The 12,710-nt window shown below is 58.9% G+C and carries 11 protein-coding genes; all 11 read right to left on the minus strand.

What is annotated here, in order from left to right:
• Positions 1 to 45: 45 nt before the first annotated feature.
• The 11 genes from hemA to E4Q08_RS01190 all read right to left on the minus strand — a co-directional run bounded on the left by hemA (position 46) and on the right by E4Q08_RS01190 (position 12,664).
• Positions 46 to 1,308: a glutamyl-tRNA reductase gene (hemA, locus tag E4Q08_RS01145; protein WP_034914453.1), complete on the minus strand. Its 1,263-nt coding sequence runs from the start codon at positions 1,306 to 1,308 to the stop codon at positions 46 to 48.
• An 86-nt stretch (positions 1,309 to 1,394) separates the two neighbouring features.
• The gene (locus E4Q08_RS01150; RefSeq protein ID WP_169069043.1) at positions 1,395 to 4,190 is read right to left on the minus strand and encodes a bifunctional diguanylate cyclase/phosphodiesterase; all 2,796 of its coding nucleotides are present in this window, start codon (positions 4,188 to 4,190) and stop codon (positions 1,395 to 1,397) included.
• Positions 4,191 to 4,289: 99 nt separating this feature from the next.
• Positions 4,290 to 5,441: a TonB-dependent receptor gene (locus tag E4Q08_RS01155; RefSeq protein WP_248594617.1), complete on the minus strand. Its 1,152-nt coding sequence runs from the start codon at positions 5,439 to 5,441 to the stop codon at positions 4,290 to 4,292.
• Positions 5,442 to 5,475: 34 nt separating this feature from the next.
• Positions 5,476 to 5,946 carry a substrate-binding domain-containing protein gene (locus E4Q08_RS01160; RefSeq protein ID WP_169069044.1) on the minus strand — a complete coding sequence of 157 codons (471 nt, stop codon included), beginning with the start codon at positions 5,944 to 5,946 and terminating at the stop codon, positions 5,476 to 5,478.
• Positions 5,947 to 6,050: 104 nt separating this feature from the next.
• The gene (locus E4Q08_RS01165; protein ID WP_169069045.1) at positions 6,051 to 7,121 is read right to left on the minus strand and encodes a sulfate/molybdate ABC transporter ATP-binding protein; all 1,071 of its coding nucleotides are present in this window, start codon (positions 7,119 to 7,121) and stop codon (positions 6,051 to 6,053) included.
• A gap of 87 nt (positions 7,122 to 7,208) precedes the next feature.
• Complete coding sequence (gene cysW / locus E4Q08_RS01170) at positions 7,209 to 8,078, minus strand: sulfate ABC transporter permease subunit CysW (protein ID WP_308240024.1); 870 nt, start codon at positions 8,076 to 8,078, stop codon at positions 7,209 to 7,211.
• Entirely contained in the window at positions 8,075 to 8,929 is an 855-nt protein-coding gene (gene cysT / locus E4Q08_RS01175) for a sulfate ABC transporter permease subunit CysT (RefSeq protein WP_034914883.1), read from the minus strand. The genes cysW and cysT overlap by 4 nt, the downstream gene beginning before the upstream one ends.
• A 37-nt stretch (positions 8,930 to 8,966) precedes the next feature.
• Positions 8,967 to 9,971 (minus strand): sulfate ABC transporter substrate-binding protein, encoded by a 1,005-nt coding sequence (locus E4Q08_RS01180; RefSeq protein WP_169069046.1) that lies wholly within the window; start codon positions 9,969 to 9,971, stop codon positions 8,967 to 8,969.
• Positions 9,972 to 10,135: 164 nt separating this feature from the next.
• On the minus strand, positions 10,136 to 10,789 hold the full coding sequence (locus E4Q08_RS25950; RefSeq protein WP_372703479.1) for a serine hydrolase family protein: 654 nt from the start codon (positions 10,787 to 10,789) through the stop codon (positions 10,136 to 10,138).
• The gene (locus E4Q08_RS25955) at positions 10,725 to 11,351 is read right to left on the minus strand and encodes a hypothetical protein (protein ID WP_372703480.1); all 627 of its coding nucleotides are present in this window, start codon (positions 11,349 to 11,351) and stop codon (positions 10,725 to 10,727) included. Before E4Q08_RS25955 ends, E4Q08_RS25950 begins: the two co-directional genes overlap by 65 nt.
• A gap of 176 nt (positions 11,352 to 11,527) precedes the next feature.
• Positions 11,528 to 12,664: a patatin-like phospholipase family protein gene (locus E4Q08_RS01190; RefSeq protein ID WP_169069047.1), complete on the minus strand. Its 1,137-nt coding sequence runs from the start codon at positions 12,662 to 12,664 to the stop codon at positions 11,528 to 11,530.
• Positions 12,665 to 12,710 lie beyond the last annotated feature (46 nt).

Genomic DNA, 12,710 nt, shown 5'->3' on the forward strand with positions numbered 1-12,710 from the left:
GCGTCAGCGACTGACAAATCCTGATGAGTTGGCACATGCGCACCGTTATTCGCCGAGGTGGGATTCCACATGCAGGTGGAAAAGCTGTGCCGCCAGGGATGGCAAGTCATCCCGGCCTCCGCTGGCCTGACTCAGCGCCTGTGTTGGTGCATGCAGGAACTTGTTGGTCAAACGGAGTGAAAACTGCTCGAGCACACGCGCCGGGTCGTCCCCTCTGGCCAACAACTTGAGTGCATGTTCCATCTCGTGCCGACGCGATCGTTCAGCCGCATCGCGCAGCGCGCGAATGACCGGCACTGTACCACGCGTTGCCAGCCAGCGCAGGAATCCATCGACACGCTCGGCAATGATTGCTTCCGCGTCAACGACTGCTGCCTGACGCGACTCGAGCCCCGAAGCGACCAATTGAGCGAGATCATCAACCGTATACAGGAAGACATCGTCCATATCGCCCACCTCGATCTCGATATCACGCGGGACAGCGAGATCGACCATGAACATCGGGCGGTGACGGCGCATCTTGATGGCACGCTCGACCATGCCCAGACCAATGATCGGCAGCGGACTGGCCGTACAGGAGACGATGATATCGAACTGCGACAATCGCTCGCCAAGCTCTTCGAGGCGGATCGCCGTTCCGCCAAAACGATCCGCAAGCGCCCGTCCACGCTCAACCGTTCGGTTGGCAACAAGCACCTGTTTCGGCCGTTGTTCCGCGAAATGCCTGGCGCACAGTTCGATCATCTCGCCGGCGCCAATCAACAGGAGCCGCTGATCTGCGATCCGCTCGAAGATGCGCTCGGCCAGGCGCACCGCGGCGGCGGCCATGGAAACGACGTTGACCCCGATCGCCGTCGTCGAACGTACCTCCTTGGCGACGGCAAACGAATGCTGGAACAGCTTGTGCAAGGTGGTACCGAGGGTGCCGGCTTCCTCCGCCACACGTACTGCTTCCTTCATCTGGCCGAGAATCTGAGGCTCACCAAGAACCATCGAATCGAGTCCGCTGGCCACCCGGAAAGCATGGCGAACGGCATCACGTTCGGGATAGGTGTAGAGGTATGGCTCAATCTCGTGGTGTGCAAGACAATGATAGTCGGCAAACCACTGGCTTGCCGCCTCAGGCACATCGGTAGCGAAGTACACTTCAGTGCGATTACAGGTGGAGAGAATCGCCGCCTCTTGAACCGATTTGCAGCGCGTCAGGTCGGTCAGCGCCTGGTGCACCCTTTCCGCATGAAAGGCCACCTGCTCACGTACCGACAGAGGTGCTGTGTGGTGGTTGATACCAAGCGTAAACAGCGGCATTCTTGGAGGTCGGTAGGCAAGGCAAATGGCAGGAAAGACAAGGATTATATCATTGACACCACATACCCCCGCGCGAGCCTGCGCATTCAGAGCACATCCGGCCCCGGCTTGCCGATGAAATACCCTTGCGCGTAGTCCACACCAAAACTGCGCAACATGTTCAAGGCGCGTTCGTCTTCAACGAACTCGGCGACGGTCTTCTTGCCGAATCCTCTTGCCACCTCGGTCAGTGCCCGTACAAAGACCTGGTCGTCCGGACTGTCAACCAGCGTGCGCACAAACGATCCGTCGATCTTGACATAATCAACAGGCAATTGCTTGATATAATTGAAAGAAGAAAAACCTACGCCAAAATCGTCGAGCGAAAACGAACAACCGAGTTCGCGCACAGCTTCCATGAACGCGCGGGCAGCAGAAAAATCCGACACGGCAGCCGTTTCGGTAATTTCAAAGACGACATGGCTGGGCAGCAGCGGGTTGCGGGAAAGCTCGTCGCGGATGAAGGACAATAGTCTGACATCGTTGATGCTGACGCCCGACAGGTTGATCGAGAACTTGTAGTATCTCCCGACGGCAAACAAGGCCAACATCTTGCCAAACACCTGATGGATCACGTAGCGATCGATCTCGCGTATCAAACCGCTGTTTTCGGCGACTTCCATGAACGCACCAGGTGGAATCAGCGACCGGTCGGCGTCCCGCATGCGCACCAGCGCCTCGTAGTGACTGACTTGCCGCGCACGGATATCCTGAATCGGCTGGTAATGGACGACAAATCCCCCATCCACCAGAGACCGGTTGATCATCTCTTTCCAGTGCAGACGCTCTTGTATCTTCTCCTGCTCACCTTCACCCTCGGAGTAGAGATGCCAGCCTCCCCCGCCCTTGGCCTTGGCCTGATACATGGCGATGTCGGCATTGGCAAGCAGTTCCTTGACGTCCATCTTGGCCTCGGAAAAAACCACGATCCCGATGCTGGCGGAAACCCGATGGTTCGCTCCCAGTTCGGGAAACTTGATTTCGGCAAGGCGTTTGTTGATTTTCTCGGCCACCTGGATGGCGCCGTCGTGGTCGCACTCATGCAGCAGGAGCCCCAGTTCGTCACCGCCCAGCCTCCCCAGCAGATCGCTGGCACGTGCCAGGTTACCGACCTGGTCGGCGACGATGCGTAACAGGGCGTCTCCCGCCTGATGGCCGCTCACGTCATTGACGTATCTGAACTCGTCCAGGTCGAGATACAGCAAGGCCCCATCATGCCCCGAACGTCGCGCGCTGATCAGGGTTCGATCGAGCTCGTTCTGAAAATGCTGCCGATTGACCAGGCCTGTCAGGGGGTCGTGTTCTGCCAGATAAGTGACATGCGACTCGGCGCGCTTGCGTTCGGTGTGGTCTACCCCGACCGACAGGATCATCATCGCATCGCCAGCATGGCCGGACAGGCGGGAATGGCTCCAGGTGATTTCGTACGACTGGCCGCTCATGCCCAGCAGAATCGACTCCATCTGCACGTGCCGACGATGCCCAGCGGCGATTTCGAGGAAAGCCTGCTGAACAGTCGATACCGACGATGATCCGGCCTGGCCGAGCAACTCGAAAAAACGCTTGCCGAGGAGTTCTTCCTCCCCCCAGTCGAACAACATGCGCCCGTATCGATTGAGCGTGCGGATTCGACCGTCGGCGGACTGCGTCAGGATGATGACCTGCGCGGTATCTAAGAGGCTCTTGTTGAAATCGCGCTCGACCGATATCCGCTGCAACATTCTCTGGGTCGCTGCAGAATGCGCAGCCACCTCCTTCTCCAGCGTCTCCAGGCGATACGACAGGGCGATCGCAGCCTCATCCAGGCTATCGATTTCATCATCGAGCAAACGCCGTGCGCGTGGCGCAATACGTGCACGCGCTTCGGCAAAGGCCCGGCGGCCGAGCAGGGGTATCGCCAGCACGGCCCGGGTCATGCGTTGCAGGGGTGCGTGTACCAGCAGCGCCAGCAACAGCAGCGACAGCAGCGAGGCCAGCAACTCGCCCTGCAAGCGGCTCAAGACCGATTGGCGAATGTCGGCCAGGGCATCGGTCAGATCGTCGATGACCACCATCATCGCCGGCAACTGCTCGCCCCTGGGAGCATCCAGAGCCAGAAACGACAGTTCGAACTGCTTGTCGTCGTAAGGCAGCGAGAGGTAGGCATGGCCACGTGTGTGAAGGATCGGGGGAATCGACCTGAGTTGATGCAGCAACTCCCGATATTTTCCCTTGCTGCTCAACTCGATCACCCGCAAGCCCACCTGTGGCAGGAAGGCCTCGTCTACCGCAAGCCCGGCCGCAGGCGAGGTCGGGATGAGAACCCCGAGATCAGCACCACCAGACACACTTGGAAAGGAGTTAACCACCTCAGCCGGCGAACTGCCCAGGACCACCGCCCCGGCCACCCGACCAGCCGACAGAATCGGTGCCGCCGCAAACTCGGTACACACCTGCCGGCAGCGCGTCCAGTGCATGGCTTGCTCACTCTTGATAACGGCGCGCACCTCTGCATCGTGATCCGGATCGGCCAGCACATTGCTGGGCCAGGTAGCCAGTGGCAAACCGGTCTTCGCATAGACCTGCAGCGAGTCGATACCCAGGCCGAGTTGCAGGGCCGCCCAGTAACTGTCGAGGTGATTTCGCAGCAGTTCATTCCCGGACGGCGTCTGGAACCGGCTCACGCCGACAGAATCGAGAGCAGCCAGCACACCCGCGAGCCCCTGCAGGCGCTGCCCGAAGTCATCGCGCAAAGCGAAGGCCTGCAGAACGAGACGCTTGCGGGTCTCTGCACGCTGCGTTTCGAAGCGCGTCGTCAGATCGTGAAAATGTAGCCAGGACAAGGCCCCGTTGACCGACAGCATCACCGCACCCAGGGTCAGCAGGACCTTCCACCTGAGGCTAAGGAATCTCGAACCGCTGCGCGCTTTCGACGCAGATGGACTATCCGACATTGGCGGCGATTAAAAGCGGAAGGAAGCTTGCAGCATGAAGTTGTCCCAGTAGCGACGCAAAGCCTGCACGCTCGGGTTGTCCTGCACCGCCAGAAAACCCGTACCGTCAACCCGATGCACTTCGGCGCGCAACATGAACTGTGGGGTGACGTCGAAACGAAGCCCAGCCGTCCAGTCCTTGGCAAAGCGGGTAAAACCCGGCATGCCGGTGGCGGCAGCAAATCCCTTGCCGTCACGATCCTGGTTGTCGGCGTAATAGGCGTCGTAACGCAGCAAGGCCTCCCAGCGTGGTGCCAAGCGGTAGCTGCCTTGCAGATAATAGCTGCGTCCATCGGCAGTGCCATTGTAAAAAAACCGACCAAAGTCCGAAACCGAAGTTCGGCGGAAAGCGTATTCGCTGGTCAGGCTCCAGTTCTCGGCGTTGAACTGGGCAGACAGAATCAGTGGCGTCAGCTTGAATCTCCCGGCCAGCAGTCGGTCGCCAAAGCCCGGCTTGTAGCGCAGGTCGAGACGAGTGGCGGTCAAGCCCAGACGATACATCCCGCCAGAGCCCTCGTAGAAGACCTGGAAATCCGGCGCGAGACTGGAATCGAGACTGCCGGGCCGTTGCAAGCCGACCAGAGCCACTTTGGCAGCATCCGTATCGGTCTGCGGCTGGCCGTAAGCGAAACTGGCGAACAGACTTCCGGCATCGCCATAGCGCTCTGCGTAGATCTCGCCCCCGTCGGCTGACACAGTCAGATTACGTGTTCTTTCGAAATAGATCGATTGGGGCAGAATGATGCTGGGGCGTGTGAACGGCACGTCGCGGGTCTTGTTGTACAAACCATAAGCGGTTTTGATCCGTCCCAGGCGAATCCCGGCGCGTCCATCTTCTCTCGACAGCGGCGTCCAGTCGATCAGCCCATAATCGAGCCGCACGCCACCATCATCGGTGCCTCCCGCCCGATGTGAGAGCAGTTCGGCTGCCAGTTGCACATCGGAAGTCAGGCGCCATGACGCATTCGCACCCACTTCTGTGAAATCCCGGCTTACCCGGTCGTCGCTGCGCCCGAAAAAATTGTTGTCGGTGGTGTTCACCAGTGTCAAGGACGCAAAACCGTGCAACTGGAAATCACCGCCCAGCAGGTCCAGTGCACGCACCGCTGCGGTCCACAGCAAGCACACGCCAATCAGCGCGACGCAAGACGCGGCCCTAGCGAATCTTGAGAACACGCACATTCGTATTAACCTCGCTCGCCTTGACGTAACCAATCGCCCCCGGCGTGGATGCCACTCTGGATATCATTTCCTGCGTTGAAGCGACCTGCTCGGGGTATTGGCCCTGCCCGGAAAACACCTGTCGATCCCAGGCCATTCGCAATTGCTGGGGAAACACCTGCAGCACGGTCTTGCTGAAGGTGGCATGTTCGGGCGCTTCATCCCTGAGAACGAATACCTTGACCGGGGTGTCGGTGGGCCAATTCTGCAGGCGCATGCCAAAGATGGCGCGCAGGGAAGCTCGCGGAATGGTCTCTTCGCTGGTCGCCGGGTAGGCGATCGCAACCATCGCCAGCTCCGGCGTCTGGGCATGCGCCACAGCGGCAAGCAGCACGTTCGCCAGCAGGTAGAGCAATAGCGATCGCCACAACAAAGTCACGAATTTAATGGGAATAATTTTATTCATCAAGACACATGCTACCAGACAAAGCCCTCCGCCGACTCGGCCAGCATCGGTCGACAGAGTCTTTGCTCCTGCGCTCAGCCGATAAACCACTACGGCTGATTCAACTAGATTCCCGATCCACCCTCTTCCATGGTCTTTCCTGGTGCGGCAAAAACCCTGATCTGACGAGGCTTGAGCCATACTTGCTGTCCTTTGGCGAGCGCCAATATCGTGGCCCGCTCGCGAGTCAACTCAACCTCGATCAATTCCGAAGCATGCGCCAGCTCGACACGCACCCATGGCCCGATGGCATGCACTTCTTGTACCGTTGCCTCCAGGCCACCGGTCAGCGGGTGGTGTTCGATTTCGATATCGTGCGGTCGGACAAAGGCCGTAACAGCGCTTTCCGGCACGTCTTCGCGACGCTCCGCAGCGACCTCCGCCCAGGCACCATGGACACGGCTGTGAAAGACGTTGACATTGCCAAGGAACTGATAGACGAAAGGTGTTGCCGGACTCGAATACACCTCGTCGGGAGAGCCGATCTGCTCGATCCGCCCCTGCTTCATGACCACCACGCGGTCAGCAACCTCCAGCGCCTCTTCCTGATCGTGCGTCACGAAGACGCTGGAAATCTGCATTTCATCGTGCAGGCGCCGCAGCCAACGCCGCAGTTCCTTGCGCACCTGGGTATCCAATGCACCGAAGGGTTCATCGAGCAGCAGCACCCTCGGTTCAACGGCGAGCGCACGTGCCAGAGCGATACGCTGACGCTGACCGCCTGAAAGTTGCGATGGATAGCGATCGGCCAGCCAGTCGAGCTGCACAAGCTTGAGTAATGCCATGACCCGGCTATGGATCTCGGCCTCTGCCGGACGCACTTTTCTCGCTTTGACGCGCAGACCGAAAGCGACGTTTTCGAACACCGACATGTGCCGGAACAAGGCGTAGTGCTGGAACACAAAGCCGACCTTGCGATCGCGTGCATGCACATGTGCCGTTTCCTCGCCAGCGAACAGCACCTGCCCAACGTCGGCGGTCTCCATGCCGGCGATGATGCGCAGCAGCGTGGTCTTGCCGCAGCCTGACGGACCGAGCAAGGCGACGAGTTCGCCCGTCGGAATGTGCAGGTTGATGTCTTCCAGTGCCACAAAGTTGCCGAAGCGTTTGCCGATCGCGCGTATTTCGATGCTCATCAGGACAGTTCAGAAAAGGTTCTTGCAGGGCTCGCGTACAAGCGAGATGGAAAAATCAGGAGCAAGCTGCGGCCCCTGTCTCAGGTCTCAGGTCTTTTCTGCCGGCAAGTCCGCCGACAGCATGCTGTTTTCGCGGCGCATTCGCCATTCAACGATGGTCTTGGCAAGCAATGTCACCAGCGCCAGCAAGGCCAGCACCGATGCCGACGCAAAAGCGCCTACCGCGTTGTACTCGTTGTACAGAATTTCCACATGTAACGGCAGGGTATTGGTCTCGCCACGAATATGCCCGGAAACCACCGATACCGCACCGAATTCGCCCATCGCCCGAGCGTTGGCAAGGATCACGCCGTACAGCAGACCCCACTTGATATTCGGCAGCGTCACGCGGCGGAACATCTGCCAGGCACCGGCACCGAGCGAGAGGGCAGCCTCCTCTTCTTCCTTCCCTTGCGACTGCATCAGCGGGATCAACTCGCGGGCGACGAACGGCGAGGTAATGAACAGGGTGACAATGATGATCCCTGGCAGCGCAAATACCACCTTGATGTCATGTGCCGACAGCCATGGCCCGAAAAGCCCCTGGGCACCGAAGATCAGCAGAAAGACCAGACCCACGACTACCGGCGATACGGCGAACGGCAGATCGATCAAGGTAATCAGCAGACTCTTGCCCCGGAAATCGAACTTGGCGATCGCCCATGCCGCAGCGACACCAAAAACGATGTTGAACGGTAGCACGAAGAGTGCGACAAAGAGTGTCAAGCCAATCGCAGAACGGGTTTCGGGATCGTTCAAGGCGCCGGCGTATGCTGTCCAACCTGCGGCAAAAGCCTCTACAAAAACCGCCAGCAAAGGCAGGGCGAGAAAGAAGAAGAGGAATCCGAGCCCGACACCCAGCAGCAGAGCACGTAACCAGCGTGGCTCGGCGTTCACCCGCCGCAAGTGCCCGCTCACCGGCGCGCTCCCATGCTTGGCGAACACTCACTGTGCCGATTCGCCGCCCACCACTGCAAGGCGTTTACGGCGAGCAGCATCACAAAGGAAATGACCAGCATGACCATCGCCAAGGCGGTTGCGCCAACGACATCATACTGTTCAAGCTTGGAGATGATCAGCAAGGGCGTGATTTCCGAGATCAGGGGCATGTTGCCGGCAATGAAAATGACCGATCCGTACTCTCCGACCGAACGTGAAAAGGCCAGCGTGAAGCCGGTGAGTAGCGCGGGGAAAATCGCCGGAAAGAGGACACGGATCAAGGTCTGCCAGCGCGAAGCACCAAGTGATGCGGCAGCCTCCTCGACCTCCGGCTCGATATCCTCGATCACCGGTTGTAGCGTGCGAACGACAAAAGGCAGGCCAATGAAAGTCAGGGCAACGACGATGCCAAACGGCGTGAACGCCACCTTGACGCCTAACGGCTCAAGGTATCGGCCAATCCAGCCATTGTCCGCATAGAGGGTGGCCAGAGTAATTCCGGCCACCGCCGTCGGCAAGGCAAAGGGCAGATCGACCAGGGCATCAATGGCACGCTTGCCTGGAAACGAGTAGCGCACGAGAATCCAGGCGACGATCAGACCAAAGAAGGCGTTGACCGTCGCAGCCAGCAAAGATGCACCGAAGGTCACGCGATACGAAGCCAGTGCGCGTTCGCCAGTGGCGATCGCCCAGAACTCGGCCGGGCTCAGGTGACTGGCCCGGAACGCCAGACCGGAAAGCGGCAGCAGGATCAGCAGCGACAGATAAGCCAGGGTACAAGCCAGCGACAGTCCGAAACCGGGCAGGATCTGTCGGCGGGAAGCCGACATCAAACGGGATGATGACCTGGCAGCCACGGCAGAGCGCCTACTTCTGCTGATAGATCTGGTCGAAAGTCCCGCCATCCCTGAAGTGCGTCGGATAAGCCTTGGCCCAGCCGCCGAAAACCTCGTCGACGCTGAAAGTCTTTATCGGGGGAAACTGTGCCGCATATTTTTTCAGTATCTCCTGGTTTCGCGGCCGCAAATAGTTCTGAGCGGCGTTTTCCTGGCCTACCGGCGACCATAGGAAATCCAGATAAGCCTGCGCCGCCTTGCGCGTACCTTTCTTGTCGACCACCTTGTCAATGATGGCAACGGGAAATTCGGTGAGGATCGACAACGAAGGGTAGACCACTTCGAATTCGCCCTTGCCAAACTCACGGGCAATCAGTTCGGCCTCACTCTCGAAGGATATCAGCACATCACCGATCTTCCGCTGCATGAAAGTGGTGGTTGCATCACGCCCTCCGGCGGCGAACAAGGGGGCGTTCTTCAGCAGCCGGCCAACGAAATCCTGCGCGGCCCGGTCGTTAGCACCGGCCTGAGTGAGTGCGTAGCCCCACGCGGCAAGATAGGTGTAACGGCCATTGCCGGTATTCTTGGGATGCGGCAGGATCACCTGGACTCCCGGTTTGACGAGATCACCCCAATCCTTCAAGCCTTTCGGGTTACCCTTGCGAACGATGAACACCATCGTCGACGTGTAGGGTGACGCATTGTTCGGAAATTTCTTCGCGTAGTCCCTGGCCACCAAACCTTTCTCGGCGAGAAAGTCGACATCGGACGCCTGATTCATGGTCACCACGTCGGCTTCCAGGCCGTCGGCGACGGCCCGCACCTGCTTGCTCGATCCCGCGTGCGACTGTTTCAACTCGATCGACTCACCGGAAAGCGCTTTCCAGTGTTTCTGGAACATCGGGTTGTAGTCTTTGTAAAAATCACGGGCAACGTCATACGAGACGTTGAGCAGGCTGCTGCCTTCGGCCAGAACCAAGGAGGCAGACAAAGTGAGCACAAGGGTCAGGAACAATTGGCGAATCACTCGAAACATACGCTACTCCATCAAATGCCGGAAAGTGTGATCACTATAGCCAAGGCTGTTAGAACTGTATAGCATCAGTGATTATTTATTTATACTTATTAGAAATATAGCGCATGGAAACCGACAATAAAAAAAGCCACGGCGCAGCGTGGCTGGTCATCCCTAGAACCGGATCAAACGCGTGTCGGCAGCCTACCCGTTGCTGATGCACTTTCCATCCAGCGCTTGATGCGATTGGCGTCACCAATGCGGGTTTGCTTGCCGGCTGAGTCCAGCAGCACGATCACGACCGGTTTGTCTGCAACACGCGCCTGCATCACCAGACATTTACCGGCTTCCTGAATGTAGCCAGTCTTCGACAAGCCGATCTCCCAGGTCGGGCTGCTGACCAACTGATTGGTATTGTGGAAGTCGAGCTCGCGGCCCTTGACTTCAGCCCGCACACCGGGAGTCGTCGAGAACTCGCGAATCAGGGGGTAATGATGTGCAGCCGCAACCATCCGTGCCAGATCGTGCGCCGTGGAGACGTTGTTGCTGTTGAGCCCGGTGGGATCCTCAAAATGCGAACTGCTCATCCCGAGCGACGCCGCCTTGCGATTCATCGCCGCCACGAAAGCCGGCAAGCCGCCAGGGTAATGACGTCCAAGGGCATTGGCTGCACGGTTCTCGGAAGACATCAGAGCCAGCAGCAGGGCCGTCTCGCGCGAGATCACCGTGCCTACCCCGAGGCGCGAACGGCTGCCGCGCAGGTAGTCGACATCCTCATCGCTGATCGTGATCGGCGACTGTAGATTGGGCATGCTGTCGAGCACGACCATCGCTGTCATCAGCTTGGTAATCGACGCAATCGGCACAATGGCGTTGGCATTTTTTTTCGTACAGGGGCTCACCACTGTCCTGGGCGATCACCAGTGCCGAGCCCGATTGCACGGCCAGACGTCCCGGATCCTGCCAGAAATCGACATTACCGGCGAGAACTCTGGTCAGATTCCTTTTCTGAACCGCATGCGTCAAGCCACCGCTTGTCTCCAGCGGGGCGTACTTGCTGATCTGCGAGACGCGAGCGGAGCGTACGGAGTGTACGGACTCGGCCTTTGCTACCCGAACCACTGCCTTGTCTTTCCGGTCCACGGGTGCAGCCATTGCGTGCCGACCTGGCACACTCTTGGCGGCTGTTGGCTCAACCTTGTTCTTGTTCGTCGAAGACTTGGTGGAACTCGTCCGTGCCAGGGGCTCGACCTTGGCCTTCTGGGCAACCGGCTTGACCATACTCTTCTCGGCCACCGCCTCCTTCTTGCCCTTCTGTACGACCGGCGAGGCCTTGCTCTTCTGTGACTCAGCCTTGCCTTTGCCCTTCTCCATCGCATGGGCCGCTTCCATCGGCAGCATCGCCGTTCCCAACATTGCGCCCAGCAGCAACGCTGCCCTTAATTTGATCCGCATCGCAAGCCTCCTGCACGATTCAATTGATTTTACGATTCTACAGCAACCCATTGTCTGATCACTATAGATCATGAAAAAAGAACGGGATAGACGAATGATATGATAAACCACTTCAGGCGCATTCAGGATTCTTCCAGAAAAGCTTTGACCTCTTCTCGACGCGCCATCGTGTCCTGGTAGCCGAGATCGATCAATGCTCCGGTGTAGGGCTTTTCGAAGAGAAGGTAGCTGGTCAAGGCACCGCCGCGCCGATTCATGGCCCCCAAGCCGCGCAGCAGTGTTCTCACCGCCAGGGGCAGCGCACCCGCGTGGCGTGCTGCAAGATAATCAATACGTTCGGATGGAGTGATGATCAGGGACTGCACCGAGCGCAGAGCAATGTCGCCGCTGGCCCGCAACTCCTCGGGGATCTTCGAGAGTGTCTGATTGATTCGCTCCATACGCTCCACGTCAACCGCCAGACTATCCAGAAAGATCGATGACAGCGCATGCCCGGCAATCTGCGCCAGGGTCGGATAGCTTCGGGAACTCTGCCGTCCCGTCGTGTCGTTCAATTGTGCGACGCCGATGATCAGGATCTTCTCTGCGCCAAGATGGATCGCGGGCGAGATCGGGGCCAGCTGGCGCATCGACCCATCGCCAAAATATTCGCGATTGAGGTACACCGCGGGAAAGATGAAAGGCAGCGCGCTCGATGCCATCAGATGTTCAACCGAGAGATGTGCGCGACAGCCGACTCGATGCGTGCGCCGCCACCTCTCCACCTCGGGATGCGCCTGAAAGAAACTGACGCCGTGACCCGTCGTGTAACCGGATGCGGTAATGCTTACAGCGTAAAGTGAGCCGTTGGAGAGGCAACGATCGAGGTTGCCGAAATTCAGCCTCTGTTCGAGAAGCTTGCGCAGCGGCCGATTGTCCAGCAACGAACGCGGGCTGCGCCGGATCATCCAGCCCAGCAGCAGGGCACTAAGCCAGCTGACCCCGGCAATTCCCATGCCAAAAGGATCGGCGCGATAGATCTGCCCGGCGTGCATGTTGCGCCAGACATCCGCCAGCGCTTCGACGGCAGCGCTGAAGTTGTTGGCATAACACGCCAGGGTGGCTGCGTTGACGGCACCGGCCGAGGTGCCGCAAAGAATCGGGAAGGGATTCTCGATAGGGTTGCCAAGCAATTCGCGAATGGCCAGCAGAGCGCCCACCTGATAAGCAGCCCGCGCGCCACCGCCACCGAGAACCAGGGCAGTTTTGCTGTTCGCCATTGTGCTTCAGTGGGGTCCGCTTGCAGAGTCCGATGCCGTCGTGATC

This window comes from Candidatus Accumulibacter contiguus, from assembly GCF_012940005.1.
GTDB classification, from domain to species: domain Bacteria; phylum Pseudomonadota; class Gammaproteobacteria; order Burkholderiales; family Rhodocyclaceae; genus Accumulibacter; species Accumulibacter contiguus.